Annotated in this window: 7 protein-coding genes, 1 tRNA gene and 1 pseudogene; 8 read left to right on the forward strand and 1 reads right to left on the reverse strand. The window is 35.1% G+C overall.

Annotated features, from left to right (window positions below):
* Positions 1 to 108: 108 nt before the first annotated feature.
* Positions 109 to 318, reverse strand: a pseudogene (locus AAEO59_RS15190) (adenine phosphoribosyltransferase); the annotation flags it as partial.
* Positions 319 to 411: 93 nt separating this feature from the next.
* Between AAEO59_RS15190 and AAEO59_RS15195 the strand changes: the two are divergent.
* From AAEO59_RS15195 to AAEO59_RS15230, 8 genes are all read left to right on the forward strand, one after another.
* Positions 412 to 485: transfer RNA gene (locus AAEO59_RS15195), tRNA-Arg, on the forward strand.
* A gap of 613 nt (positions 486 to 1,098) precedes the next feature.
* Complete coding sequence (locus tag AAEO59_RS15200) at positions 1,099 to 2,325, forward strand: glycoside hydrolase family 88 protein (protein ID WP_341701604.1); 1,227 nt, start codon at positions 1,099 to 1,101, stop codon at positions 2,323 to 2,325.
* A 217-nt stretch (positions 2,326 to 2,542) separates the two neighbouring features.
* The gene (locus AAEO59_RS15205) at positions 2,543 to 6,145 is read left to right on the forward strand and encodes a heparin lyase I family protein (RefSeq protein WP_341701605.1); all 3,603 of its coding nucleotides are present in this window, start codon (positions 2,543 to 2,545) and stop codon (positions 6,143 to 6,145) included.
* A gap of 134 nt (positions 6,146 to 6,279) precedes the next feature.
* Entirely contained in the window at positions 6,280 to 8,256 is a 1,977-nt protein-coding gene (hepC, locus tag AAEO59_RS15210; protein ID WP_341701606.1) for a heparin-sulfate lyase HepC, read from the forward strand.
* A 481-nt stretch (positions 8,257 to 8,737) separates the two neighbouring features.
* Positions 8,738 to 11,878, forward strand: coding sequence for a SusC/RagA family TonB-linked outer membrane protein (locus tag AAEO59_RS15215; protein WP_341701607.1), 3,141 nt, complete (start codon positions 8,738 to 8,740; stop codon positions 11,876 to 11,878).
* A 17-nt stretch (positions 11,879 to 11,895) separates the two neighbouring features.
* Positions 11,896 to 13,797: a RagB/SusD family nutrient uptake outer membrane protein gene (locus tag AAEO59_RS15220; RefSeq protein WP_341701608.1), complete on the forward strand. Its 1,902-nt coding sequence runs from the start codon at positions 11,896 to 11,898 to the stop codon at positions 13,795 to 13,797.
* A gap of 18 nt (positions 13,798 to 13,815) precedes the next feature.
* Positions 13,816 to 14,145, forward strand: a complete 330-nt coding sequence (locus AAEO59_RS15225) for a hypothetical protein (RefSeq protein ID WP_341701609.1) — start codon at positions 13,816 to 13,818, stop codon at positions 14,143 to 14,145.
* 277 nt (positions 14,146 to 14,422) lie between these two features.
* Positions 14,423 to 15,805: a sulfatase family protein gene (locus tag AAEO59_RS15230; RefSeq protein WP_341701610.1), complete on the forward strand. Its 1,383-nt coding sequence runs from the start codon at positions 14,423 to 14,425 to the stop codon at positions 15,803 to 15,805.
* Positions 15,806 to 15,820: the final 15 nt, after the last annotated feature.

The raw sequence follows: 15,820 nt of genomic DNA on the forward strand, positions 1-15,820 counted from the left end.
AAAATGCAAAATTATTGGTCGTGTATTTTCTGTAATTAACAGACAAACTCCATACATAAACACCTATAAATTTGCCTGTTAATTTTTAAAATTTTACTTGTTTTTTATCATAGAATGCGCTAATAACATTCCAAATAAAAAACCGCGACTTTCAGCACCAACAACTTTAGTTATTTTTTGTCCTTTTAACGATTGAACCAGAATTTTTAAACATTCCTCTGTCGCTTTTGAATCATTTAACAACGGAGTAATATCTTTAAACAAAATTCCTTCTTTTGGAAAACCCTGAATATCACGGATATAATTTTCTAACTTCATTTTTTTTAGTATTTATTGAAATTTATGCTTGCAAGTTACACATTTATGCCTATATTTGCACCCGCAATCACGCTTTACAAAGCTACTGCAAAAGGCCTCGTGGCGCAACTGAATAGCGCATCTGATTACGGCTCAGAAGGTTACAGGTTTGAATCCTGTCGAGGTCACAAAATATAAAAGCTCATTTCGTCTGAAATGAGCTTTTTTTATAGCTTTTCTCTACTTATTCCTAAGTTTATACACATAAAACAAAATGATTTGGAAGTCCTATCAAGGTGACACTACAGGATTCAAACCATTGTACTACTTTGACCTTTCTATTGTTCATTTCTGATTTTTATGATTAAGGGGTTAATTACAAACCTAGCTTTGAATTGTAGCTTGAACCAAAATCACTTATCTAATCTTCAATATTTCTTTAAGATCTCAGTAACTAAGTGTTAATCTTAATTTGAAATTTACTGCCTAAAGAATGGTATATTTTGAATAACAACAACCTTTAGTATTCATTTTTTGATGAGTTTGAAATTATAAAGATAAGGTTATTCCCAGATGCGACATAACCCATATTATCCATCTGTATAAAATGAATTCTTTAAGTAAGTTTTTTTCTGATTTAAAAAGTTTAAACGAAGCCAAAACCAATAAAATCAACCATCTTTTACTCATAGTTAACCAATTTCAAAAGTTTTATGGTAGAATTTGAAATAGCGTTTTCTAACTCATATATAACTTCGCTTTATCAAAACATAGAAAATAAACAAACTATAAATGTAAAAGATGAAGATTACAAAAAAAACCTTTAGATTATTTTTAGCTTTCTCGGCCATTACTTTTAACTCGTTTGCCCAACCCAATCAAAATGATGAATCATTTATATGGTTTAAAAAAGCGACTGAAGTAATTAATTACCAATTAAACCAAGCCACAAAGACATACATTCCTGGTAAAAATCCGCGTTCGATAAATCCTGATGGAACTGTAAGACTGGCTGGTCTGACGGACTGGACTACTGGATTTTTCCCCGGAAGTCTATGGTATGGATACGAACTTACCGGTAATAAAAAATTAGCTCAGGAAGCTAAAAAATTCACACTTGCACTGGACTCTATCCGAAATATAAAAACCACACATGACCTTGGTTTTATGCTTTTTTGCTCTTATGGTAATGCGTACAGAATTACAAATGACGCAATTTACCTTCCTGCATTGCGTGATGGAGCTCAAAATTTAGCCAATAGATTTAATCCAAAAGTTGGTGTAATCAAATCCTGGGATTTCTCTTGGTGGCATTATCCTGTTATTATTGACAACATGATGAATCTGGAGTATCTGTATTGGGCAGCAAAGGAATTTAATCATCCTGATTATGCCAATGCAGCCAATACACACGCATTGACTACAATGAAAAATCACTTCAGAAATGATTATAGTTCCTATCATGTAGTTGATTATGATCCTTTAACCGGTAAGGTGTTACGAAAAGCTACTCATCAAGGATTAACCGACGAATCCTCCTGGGCTCGCGGACAAGGATGGGGTTTATATGGATATACCTTATGCTATAAAAACAGTAAAAATCTAAAATTCTTAAAACAAGCTGAAAATATTGCTGCTTTTATAATGAATCATCCCCGAATGCCAAAAGACAAAGTTCCTGTTTGGGATTTTGATGTACACAATGCAATGGATACCGAAGAGCGTGCACCAAGAGATGCTTCGGCTGCCGCTGTTATAGCATCTGCCTTATTGGATTTGAGTACACAGGTACAAGACGGAAAAAAATATGCTGATTATGCTGAAGACATTTTAAAATCTTTATCATCAGAAGCTTATTTGGCTAAGCCTGACGAAAATAGTTATTTCCTTCTTAAACATAGCGTAGGTGCTTTTCTTTACAATTCTGAAATTGATACTCCATTGGATTATGCAGATTATTATTATCTGGAAGCATTAAAAAGATATGCCGATATCAAAAAGATTGATTCATCAGTAACAATCCGATAACAATCATTTACAGTTACCGAATGAAAATGTACTCCGGAATTACAATCTAAAAATTGTAACCATGCTGATTTATATATGGTAAACCAAGATTTAAAGCAAACCACCATTAGTAAATTCGGATACATTTCATAATAATTATTGGCTAATCTAAGAGACAGACTTAAAAACCCAACGCTAAAAATTAGCCTTATTTGATTAACCCTAAAACCAAACTATTATGAAAAAAAGTTTACTTGTTTTGATTTGTGTATTTGCTCTGATAGAAACAAAAGCACAAAACTCTGCCTGGTTGTATGACTTTGGTACTGCAGCAGCAGCTCCTTACACATCCACAACCTACAGTAGCAGTTATTTACCCACCCCACTTGAGGGAGGCGGTAATGCTGCTGTAAGAGCTTCATCAACTACTGAAGGACCTATAGAATTAACCTCTTCCAACTGGGCAGGTGGTAGCGGAGCCGAGCTAAAAATAACCGGCGGGACAACTGTTTCAGGAGCCAAATTTGGTTTAGCTCCATTTAACGGGACAACAGTTGCCTCTTTACAATGTAAAATAAACATTCACTCAGGTAGTAATGGTCGATTTTTGCTGTATATTGGTAATGGAAGTAATTTTACCACCGGCAGTAGCGTCAGCGTCCCCCAAACCTTCGCTTCATTGCGTTTCTCTCCTACTGCAACAGCTGTCAATCTGGACTGGCTTTCATCATCTACCAGCCCAAACTATAACACAACAGGACTTTCTCAAACAACAATCAACAAAAATCAGTCCTACGTTTTGAAGTTTTATATGAACAACAGTAATAACACTGCATCATATGTTACTGAAAACGGAAGTTCTCCAACCACGCACAATCTGGCAGCCGGAACTTTTGACATCTGGATTGATAATATGAAAGTACTAACCAATGCAGATCCCGGAACTGGTTTACTTCCACAGGGAACCGCAATTAATGGAGTTAATTTATTAAATGTGGGTGCAGGTTCATCGGCTCCTGTTATGTATATTGATGATATTAGTTATTCCAATTTTTTAATACCTACACCTCCTGTACCACCAGCAACAGTTACCAATAGCCTTGTTAGTGTTGATTACGAAAGTGGCACAGAAAACTCTGGAATTTCAAATTTAAATACTACAAATGCCACTGCTGCTGATGCCGAATACATAGTGAGTCCTGGTCGTACCGGAAATTATGCTATAGCACATCGTGTAACCATTGGAGACTCTGGCTATTTTTCCGATAATCACTGGCGTAGTGAAGCTGCTACTGCTCAAATGTTTGATACCGGAAAGTATTATCCCGGAGATGAACGTCGCTTTGAAACCAGTTTGTTACTGAAAGATTGGGAGCCTTACACACCGGGTATGGCACAAAATGGTGATATTATTTTTCAAGGTAAACAAAGCGGCGGTGAAAACCCTGCCTGGTATCTTAGCGCCAAGCGTAATAGTATTACTTTTCGCATTCCAAATGATAATATCGAGCCAACAATTATAGAGGATTTTCGTCCGTACATCAATCAATGGATTGATTTCAGAGTGGATGCAAAAATGACAACGGATGCCACAGGGTATTACAAGGTTTATTATAGACTACCAGGTCAAACTGAATATACTTTGGCTTATGAGATTAGTAATCATAGAACTTTCAATCAGGATGTTCCTGAAGAAAATCCTTCAGGATATCTGAAATGGGGATTGTACCGCCCTGGACAATCAATCACTACCGATCCACCCAACGTTGCAACACGTATCATTTACCATGATGATATACGTATTTTTAAACTTAATAATAACAGCGCACCAGTACAAATTTGGGGAAATACTTTAAATGGTACTATTGACTTTAGTTCGCCTGTTATCATAGGAAATATTTCTAATTCCAATATCGTAAATGACGGAAGTACAACTCCTAGTTTCTTTTATGCCACAGAAAGCGATCTTAACACTGCCGGCGTATTTAGCAACAGAGTTTTACTAAATGGATGGACTAATAAAGTATTGACATCAGACCCCGCTACTCCATTTAATCCTAATCAATATTTTGAGTTCAAACTGCAACCGGCAAGTGGCTACAAAATCGATTTTTCTAATCTTAAATTCACAGCGAGAAAAGGAAACACTGCTGACCCTAGTATGTTTGTAATGCGATCCAGTCTGGACGGTTTTACAAATGATATTACAACTCCTCAAAGCTTTGCCGGAACAACTGCTACCGCACTTACCTACGACCTGTCTTCATTGTCTAACGTTCAAGCACCTATCACTTTTCGTCTGTATTGGTATGGTTCTAACAGAACAGGCGGAATTCCTCTGATAGGTATCGATGATTTTTCATTCAATGGTCGGGTTAAACCTGTTTTTAATATTCCTGAAAAATCGGATATAACTAAAAGCACAGACCCCGGTTATAGCACCTATACTGTAAAAGCTAATGAATTTGACATTACCGCAGTAAACAACTGCAGTAAAACCACTTACAACTATACACTTAGCGGAGCTACTACAGGTAGCGGTAACGGCTCACTGGCTGATCAAATTTTTAACAAAGGAGAAACCCTCGTTAAGTGGGTAGCCACCGATGAATGCAGCAACAGTTCTTCTGTTTCATTTATAATAAAAATTAATGATACTGAAAAGCCTATTTTCACCGCACCTTCTGCAATAATCGTAAACAATGATGAAAATCAATGTAATGCAAGCATAATATTAGTTCAGTCTACTGTTACCGATAACTGTGCCGTGGCTACTATTACTAACGATGCGCCAGCCTTATTTCCTATTGGTATTACAACAGTAACCTGGAAAGCAACCGATACAAGTGGCAACATGGCTACAACAACACAAACAGTAACCGTAATTGATACACAGACTCCGGAAATAAAGGTCATTGAAAAAATTAACCTTTGTTATGAAACAAGTGGTAATTATACAATTCCTGTAGCAATATCTACTGATAATTGTACTGCAAATACTGTGACGTATCAAATTAATGGCGCTACTATAAGAAATGGAAATGGTATAGATGCCAGTGGGAATTTCAATATCGGAATTTCAACAATAACATGGATCGTTACTGACAATGCCGGTAATAGCAGTACGGCTATAACTACCGTTACAATTAACAGCAAATTAACAGCAGACATTGCAGATATTTATTCAGTAAGTCCCGGAGGTCAGGCTAATACAATTTATTTGGGTTACGGTCCTTCTTCGCTAACCTTATCTGCAACACCTACTAATGGTACAGCACCTTATAGCTATTCGTGGAGTAATGGTGCTACAAATGCAAGTATTACAGTAAGTCCTTCAACGCCGGGAGTACACAGTTATACAGCTACAATTACAGATGCACTAGGTTGTTCTTTTGCTGTAACCAAAGAAATAAACGTAATCGATATTCTTTGTGCAGACGGTAAAGTAAAACTATGTCACAGCAGTAATCCTAACCACGATAAAAGTCTTTGTATTTCAACAAGTAGTGTTTCTGATCATCTGGCGCACGGCTGTTATTTGGGAAATTGCAATACTTTGAGCAGTAAAAAAAATATTGAACTTGCAAAAGAAGTAACAAACGAGTTTTCTGTAATGATTGCCCCTAATCCAACAGATACAGAATTTCATATTAATATTAGCAGTAATTCTGCAGAAACTGTTTCTGTAAATGTGTTTGATATTTCAGGAAAAAGAATCAATTTATTAAAAGTAAATCCTAATCAAACCATAAGCTTTGGAAACAATTTAAAATCAGGAATATACCTGACCGAAATAATTCAAGGCAAGAATAAAAAAACAGTTAAGTTAATCAAACAATAAGCTGTTTTTTACTTAACTTAATAAGTAAATAAAATCATAAGAGGCTATTATTTTTTGATCAAAAACAACCAATTTATAGTAGCTTCTTATTGATTTTAAAAGAATTTAATTGACAATAATCTATTTACAACACGATGATAAATTTAAAAAAAACAATAGTCCTTAGCCTTTCATTTATAGCAATATCTTTTGTCAAAGCTCAGGAATTGCCAATATCTAAGGATAGTTTCGATAATATCAACCTAACTTATCACGGCTTAGAAAAAGTGAACGCACTTTATACAGCAGCTAAATATGATGAAGCTGCCAAAGAACTTCTTACTTATTACCGCAACCGAAAAAACATCAAACATCCCGAATTTAATATTGGAGATGAAGCTCGATTTAGAGGAAAAGACATTGGCAAAGCCAATCAGTTAAAAGCAGATAATGCCTTAGAACATCAATTTCAACCCCAAAAAGGCTATGGCTATTATGATTATGGCAAAGACATCAATTGGGAATATTGGCCGGTTAAAGACAACGAAGTGCGCTGGCAATTACACCGAGTAACCTGGTGGCAAGCTATGGGAATGGCTTATCGCAGCAGTGGTGACGAAAAATATGTTAAAGAATGGATTTTTCAATTCAGAGATTGGGCTAAAAAAAATGCTTTAGGTTTATCTCCGGAAAACGATCGTTATGCCTGGCGTCCTTTAGAAGTTTCGGATCGTACACAAAGTTTGCCCGGAACTTTTAATTTATTTATAAACTCCCCTCATTTCACAGCTAATTTTTTACTGGAGTTTTTAAACCTTTTTCACCAACAAGCCAATTATATTACTAAACATTACAGCGCAGAAGGTAATCATTTATTATTTGAAGCCCAAAGAGTTCTAGGAGCAGGCAGCATCTTCCCTGAACTTAAAAATGCCGAAGCTTGGCGTAAAAGCGGTATTGAGATATTAAACCGTGAAATAAAATTACAGGTTTTAAATGATGGAATGCAATGGGAACTTTCGCCAACGTATCATGTAGCCAGTATTGAAATTTTCCTGAAAGCCTATAACTCGGCTAAAATGGCCGGTGTGGCACAGGAATTTCCGGAAAGCTATGTAAAAACAATCGAAAATATGGCAGAAGCAACAGCAAAAATCTCCTTTCCAGATTACAACAATCCTATGTTTGGAGATTCTTGGCTTACTACTAAAGATGTCCGAATGAAACAATTTCAATCTTGGTCAAAACTATTTCCCGAAAATAATTTGCTACAATACTTTGCTACCGACGGCAAAGCAGGCACTATCGATTTTCTATCATCAGCATTAGAAAATGCCGGATTTTACACCTTCAGAAATGGGTGGAATAACCAATCGACTGTAATGATCGTCAAAGCTGGTCCTGAAGGAAAATTTCATGCACAACCCGATAACGGAACTTTCGAACTTTGGGTAAAAGGACGCAATTTTACACCTGATGCCGGTTGTTATATCTACAGTGGAGACGCTGAAATCACAAAAATGAGAAACTGGTATCGTCAAACAAGAGTACACTCGACCCTTACACTCGACAACCAAAACATGGTAATTACAAAGGCGGAACAAAACAAATGGGAAACGAGTAAAAAGCTGGACATCTTGACCTACACCAACCCTAGTTACACCGATTTGAATCATCAACGCAGTATCCTTTTTATAGACCAAAAGTATTTTTTAATTATTGATAAAGCCATTGGTAAAGCAACCGGGAATGTACAAGTACATTTTCAATTAAAAGAAGATAGTAATCCTGTTTTTAACAAAATAAAAAACAGTGTTTGTACTACTTATACAGACGGAAACAACCTTTTAATTCAATCAGTAAACTCAGATAAAGTTAGCCTTAACAAAGAAGAAGGAAAAGTTTCGTATGCTTATGCAAAAGAAATTCCAAGACCTGCTTTTGCTTTCGAAAAAACTAAAAATGATGATAAAACAGCATATTTTATAACTATAGTTTATCCCTACGACGGTACTAAAACTCCTGAAATTGAAATTAAGGAAAATAAAGGAAATGATTTTGAAAAAGGAAACATCAATCTTTCTTTAAATATCAATGGAAAGAAAACCAATTTAAACGCTAAGATTCACTAGCAAAAAAATACCATCACTATTTTCCAAACAGTACTAATCTAATTTTAGAAAAATTATTTTAAAATGCTTTTGCAAACTAATTAAATTCAGCAAATACAGGTTTTTAATGAGTTTTTTACTGAGTTTTAAGGATTTAAAAGTAGTATTCATCAAATTCAATAGTATTTTGGACATTTTCAAAACTAAACTGAACAACTGATTTATAACTTTACAAATGTTAATTAACTGTAACAAATTAAAAATCAATCCATAATTGATTAATCCATTTTAAAAACATTACAACTAAACAAATCCTAAAACCAAACTTTATGAAAAAATCAATTTGGGAGTATCCTTGATACGATACAAAAAGTAAACTGATATTTAAAGAAAAGAAAATCTCGAGAAAATAAATTAACAAATATCAAAACTATAATTTTAACTAACTCATTACCAATTTTAGAAAAGGCTTTATCCCTTATTCTATATTAATAACAAAATTATGAAAAGGACTCTATTTTTATTTTTGTTGCTTACAAATTGCATCCTCGTGTTTGGGCAAGATAATGTTACCGTAAATGGTATGGTAAGCGACGGGCAAAATATGCCAATGCCAGGGGCTACTGTTATAGAAAAAGGAACAAAAAACAGTACTGTAACCTCAATCGATGGTTTCTATCAAATCAAGGTGAAACCAAATGCTACATTAGTTTTTTCCTTTATGGGAACAAAAACTATTGAAGAAAAACTTAACGGTCGAACAACCATAAACACAAAATTAGCCGATGAGACAAACAGCCTTAATGAGGTTGTAGTTGTAGGTTACGGAACCAAATCAAGAAAAGATCTTACCGGAGCTATTTCTTCTGTTAAAGGAGAAGAGCTAGCTAAAGTACCGGTACAAAACGTAGCTCAGGCATTGCAAGGACGCATTGCTGGTATGGAAGTTACTATGAGTGACGGAACATCAGGATCTGATCCTTCTATTAAAATACGCGGCGGAATGTCCATTACTCAAAGTAATGAACCTTTGTATGTAATTGATGGTGTGCCTCAAACTGGAGGATTAGGTTTTTTAGACCCTATGGATATTGAATCAATAGATATACTAAAAGATGCTTCATCAACTTCAATTTATGGAGCACAAGGTGGAAACGGAGTAATTTTAGTAACCACCAAGCAAACAAAATCCGGAAAAATAACAGTTAATTACGATACCTACGCAGGTATAAAACAGGTAACTTCTGAAATTCCTGTAATGAACCCATATCAATTTGCTCTATTAACTTATGAAAGAGTAGTAACTGACCCTATAAAACTGACCGCATTTACAAATAATTATGGTGCTTTTGATCAACTGGAATCACTTTATGCAAACAGAGCAGGTAAAAATTGGCAAAAAGAAATCTTTGGTAGCCCGGTAATGAGTCAATATCATAAATTAAGTATCAGCGGCGGACAAAACGAAACTAAATTCAATATTTTCTATTCCCTAAATGATGATGAAGGTGTAATGAGAGAAAGTGCTTCGAGAAAAAATATTGCTAAAATATCGATAAATCATAATGTAAGTAAAAAGTTTTCGATTAATGGTATTGTGAATTATTCCAATCAAAAAATTACTGGATTAGGTACCGGCGAAGGTGGAAATCCAAGATTAAGTATGTTACAAAATGTATTGCGGTACCGTCCTGTAAATGGACTATTAGGCACAGATGATGAACTTGAAGATTTATTGTTAGACCCATTAGATACCAGTCTTGCATTACAAAGCCCACTGGTTTCCATAGCCAGCCAACAAAGAGAATCAGTTAAGAAAGGATTAAATGCAAGTGTACAATTACAATACAACCTTACTCCTAACTTAGTTTACAGAGGATTAGCGAGTTTAACTGATAACAATACTACAAGCAAGTATTTCAATGACAGTTCAGGTATTCTGGCTATCAGAAGTGGTGGTGCCTTTGGTGGAATTTCCGAATTTCATTCAAGCCGTTTTAATTATAATAACACCCTTACATACAGTAAAACATTTGCTAAGAGTCATAAGTTTGATATTACTGCCGGTCAGGAATATATTTATAATTATTCTGAAGCCTTTTCTGTAAGTGCTTCTGCCTTTCCGGAAGTAAATTCAGGCTGGGATAGATTAGATCTGGGAACTGTTCCCGGAATTCCAACATCACTTACTGAAGATGATAAAATAATGTCTTTTTTCGCCAGATCAAATTACTCATACAAAAACAGATACTTATTATCGGCAAGTTTACGAACTGATGGTTCTTCTAAATTTGGAGCAAACAACCGATGGGGATATTTTCCAGCAGTCTCTGCCGCATGGAGAGTTATTAACGAAGATTTCATGAAAAACGCAACTGCTATTTCTGATTTAAAACTTCGCGCAAGTTACGGTCAGGCTGGAAATAACAGAATAGCTAATTATGCAGCATTGGGAATTTTTGATTCAGGATCTTATCCTTTAAACAACACAACCGTTACTACTGCATTCCAGAAAAATCTTCCGAACCCAAATTTGAAATGGGAATCAACTCAATCTACTAACTTGGGGTTAGATTTAGGTTTTTTCAACCAAAGAATCACTCTTACAACTGAATTGTACGATAATCGCTCTAAAGATTTACTGTATAACACTCGTATTCCTGCCAATGCTGGTTTTACAAATCAGTTTCAAAATATTGGATCTACCTCTAGCCGTGGTCTTGAGTTTACTTTAAATACAGCAAATATTAAAAAGACTGATTTCTCTTGGAATACCAGTTTTAACATCGCTTTCAACAAAACCAAAGTACTTAGTTTGAGTGAAGGTGAAACCTCATTGTTAACCAGTAGTTATTTTCCTAATGTAAACGACTACATATTAGAAGTAGGAAAGCCGGTAGGTATCATGTACGGTTATGTTAGAGATGGTTTGTACCAAGTAGGTGATTTTGATTACAATACAACAAATGGAACTTATGCTTTAAAATCAGACGTAGTCAAGGACAATGGTGCAGCAGCACAACCGGGATTCATTAAATTTAAGGATGTCAATGGAGATGGAGTAATAAACGATTTGGACCGAACTGCAATAGGAAATGCTAACCCTAAATTTTCTGGAGGTTTGAATAATACCTTTAGTTATAAAGGAATCGATTTGAGTATATTTTTAAACTTTACTGTAGGTAATGATATTTTTAATGCCAATGTATTAAACAACGCAAGTCTTAATACAGAGAACTTAAATTCATTAGCAGTATTTGCAGACAGATGGACAACTATTAATGCCGCCGGACAACGAGTAACTGATCCTACCGAGTTAGCAGCTTTAAATGCAGGAAAAACAAATCCTGTTTACAACGGAAATGCTACAGGTCGTTTGTATAGCGATATTATCGAAGATGGTTCTTTCTTGCGTATCAACAACATCAGCTTAGGATATACTTTACCTAAAAAATGGTTGAATTCAATGAGAATTTCAAGTATGAGATTTTATGTAACTGCTTATAATTTGTATGTATTTACCAAATATTCAGGTTATGATCCTGAAGTTAGTGTAATTAATAATGCCTTAACTCCTGGTGTTGATTTTAGTGCTTATCCAAAATCAAAATCTTTTATTACAGGTTTAAATATTTCACTATAATTTAAAATTTAAAGAAAATGAAAAATAAAATATTTTCCCTAAAAACAATTTTAGTAGCTGGTGCAGCTTCTTTATTACTGCCCCTTACTTCTTGTGATAATCAGATAGAAACCACTCCATACTCTTATTTCACATCTGATAATTTTTTCTCCAATGAAAACGAAGCCTATATGGCAACATTAGGAGTATATGAAATCATGTCATCTCAAGAGACCTACGGTTGGAATATTCCTCAAGTTTTTGATACGGATACTGATCTTATCCAAATTAGTGGAGACACCGATGTTGACTGGAGAACAATACCACACTACAAAGGCATTTCAAAAACAGTAACTTTTTATACTGTATGGAGTAAATTGTACAATGGTATAGACCGAGCAAACGTGGTAATTGAAAAAATACCAGAAATGGATTTATATAAAAATGGTACCGAAAGTCAAAAAACGCAATTGAACCGCATGTTAGGTGAAGCTAAATTTTTACGTGGTTTTTATTATTCTGAGTTAGTACGCCTTTGGGGAGATGTTCCTTTTAAAACCAAAAGCTCGCAAACAGGAGATAACTTTAGAGCAGGTCTTGTGGATCGTTATGAAATCTATACGCAAATTATAAAAGACATGCAGGAAGCTACTGCCGTATTGCCTGAAGCAACACCTACAGATGAACGTATTAATAAATGGGGAGCCAAAGCTATGCTTGCCAGAGTGGCATTATTTGCCGGAGGATATTCATTAAGAGCAGATGGAACTATCAAACGTCCAGACAATTATAAGGATTATTACCGATTGGCACAACAAGAAATTAATGATATTATGGCTAACAATCCCTATAAGTTAAATCCATCTTATTCTAAAGTATTTAAAAACCAGTGCCAACATGTTTTAGAACCTACTGAAAACATTTTTCAGGTTGCTTTTTACAATCCTGCAATAGGAACTATATTAGCCAATACTTCTTGGTCAGGTTATTTCAATGCTCCATCTGCTCCTACTGCTACTAACAGTTTTTATGGAGGTACAGCAGCCAGATGTTTAGTGCCTAAACCATTCTATACTAGTTTTGCAGCAGGAGATCAACGCAGAGATTTTTCAATTGCTACTTATATCTTTGATGCTCTAGGAAACAAGATCGCTCGTATAACTACTAACCAAGACCAATCATGGACAACAGCCAAATGGAGCAGAGAATATCAAACTAACGCTCCTCAGGAAAGAATTAGTACTTACATCAACTGGGTAATTATGCGTTATTCAGATTTGTTATTAATGCGTGCTGAAGTGGAAAATGAATTAAACGAAGGACCAAACACCATTGCTTATGATGCCATCAATGAAGTGAGACGAAGAGGTTTTGGTTTAGATGTACCAGGAAGCAGAATTAGTGTTGCTTTAGGAAGCCAAGGTACAGGATACACATCAGCAGCTACTGTAGTAATTAATATCACAGGAGGAGGCGGTACTGATGCAGCCGCAGCTGCTGTTACAATGGCAAGTGGAGGTCGTATTAATACAATTACAACACTACGTTCTGGCGATGGTTATACTTCTGCTCCAACAGTAACAATTACTAGTACTGATGGAAAAGGTTCCGGAGCAACAGCAACAGCTACACTTTTGACAAAACCAACAGCTGCACAAGTTAATCTTGCTGGCTTAGATAAAGCTAATTTTCTTAAAGCAATACAACAAGAAAGAGCTTGGGAACTTTCAGGCGAAGGAATGCGTAGAGCCGATTTAATCCGTTGGGGAATTTTAGCTGAGAAGATAGCCGAAACAAAAACAGCTGTACAGGCGATCAGAGTTACTTATCCTTATCCGGCATTTGACAACTTTACCAAATTCAAACACGAATTATATCCTTTTCCAACTAATGAAACGGATGTTAACAAAAGTATTACCCGTCAAAATCCTAATTATTAATACTCTAAAACGAAAATTATGAAGAAGATAATTCTATTATTCCGTTTAATGTTAATAAGCAGTTTATCTTTTGGTCAAAACAAACCAAAAAGCATGAAGATCTTAAGAGATTCTATTTTTACGGTAATGAAATTGAGTAATGAAAACAGACTGAAAATGCACGAGCTAATTGCTGAAAACGGTAAAACCCAAAAAGCTATTAAAGAAGATGCAACACTTACTGAGGAACAAAGAAAAGAAAAATTGCAAGCTTGGAAAAAAGATATTACGGCAGAAGAAAGAAAAATACTCACCACTGAGCAATTTGAAATATGGAGGGATTTTGGAAAATCCTCAAAACAAAAATAATAACCAATAATCCAATGCAGAGCCTCAAAAGCGCTGCATTTCTTTTTTAAATAAATACCACTCTTGAACATTTTGTCATTTAACACCAACTTATAATTAATTAACAAATGTCCCCATATAATATAAAATCATAAGTAATTACAACTATAATTACACATAAAACACAGGCTTTAACTAAATTTAATAGCATTTTGAACAAAATCAAAACCTCTTTCAGATGCAGATAGCTAAATTCGTAATATCATTTACAAGTTATTCAATAAAATTAGCATAGATTATGAAAATCAAAAAACACCTATTGCTTCTATGTCTGTTAGCCTTAAATATGTCTTGGGTTAGTGTTGCCCAGACAAGCAGTCGTCCCAATATTCTCATTATTATGACCGACCAACAAACGGCTGATGCGATGAGTATAGCCGGAAACAAAAATTTACATACTCCGGCAATGGATAAACTGGCTCAAAACGGAGTTCGTTTTACTAAAGCTTATTGCGCTCAACCTTTATGCAGTCCGTCCCGTGCGGCAATAATGAGTGGAAAAATGCCTTTTGAAAATGGTTTTATAGGGAATGCCCCTGAAAAAGATGGACAATGGCCTGAAGATTTATTAATGATGGGTAAAATTTTTCAAAATGGAAATTACAAAACGGGCTATGTAGGGAAATGGCATTTACCTGTACCAACCACTAAAAAAAACCAACATGGTTTTGAATACATTGAGAACACAAACTTTTTAGATTATAATGATGCAGCAACACCTTCTTTTTGTGCTCGTTTTATCAAAGAAAATAAGAACAATCCTTTCTTACTCGTGGCTTCTTTTTTGAACCCTCATGATATTTGTGAATGGGCAAGAGATGAAGATTTAAAAATGGATGTTTTAGAAGATGCTCCTCCGGCTGATCAGTGTCCGCCATTACCGGCAAACTGGCAAATACCTGCTCACGAACCCAAAATTGTTCGTGATCAACAAAAAATAGTCGGTTTACGCACCTACCCTTCTGTCAATTATACACCCGAAAAATGGCGTCAATACCGATGGGCTTACAACCGATTAGTCGAAAAAGTTGATAATTATATCGAAATGGTATTAGCATCGTTAAAAAAATATGGTGTCGAAAAAAATACCATTATCATTTTCACCGCCGATCATGGCGATGGCAATGCAGGACACAGTTGGAACCAAAAACAAATTTTATATGAAGAAGCGGCTAAAATTCCTTTTATCATCTCCAAAATGGATGGTTCGATAACTCCCCGAACGGATGATATGTTAGTTTGCAACGGTATCGATATTATCCCAACAATATGTGGTTTCACAGGAGTGCCGAAACCAACTTACTTAAAAGGAATAGACTTAAGCAAAAAAATAGCCAATCCCGAACTACAACTACGCGATACACTGGTTATTGAAACTGATTTTGCCGATAATGAAGATTTATTAGGCATTAGTGGCCGAGCTGTGATTACTAAAGATTTTAAATACATTGTTTACAACAAAGGAGAAATTAAAGAACAATTATTTGATTTAACCAACGATCCCGGAGAAATCAACAATTTAGCGGTAAATAAAACATACAAAAAACAGCTTATTGCCATGCGAAACTATTTAAAGCAATGGTGCAAAAAAAACGGAGACACATTTGATTCAGGATTATAAATCCGATTAAAAAAA

Source organism: Flavobacterium flavipallidum (assembly GCF_038289905.1).
In the GTDB taxonomy this organism is placed as follows: Bacteria; Bacteroidota; Bacteroidia; order Flavobacteriales; family Flavobacteriaceae; genus Flavobacterium; species Flavobacterium flavipallidum.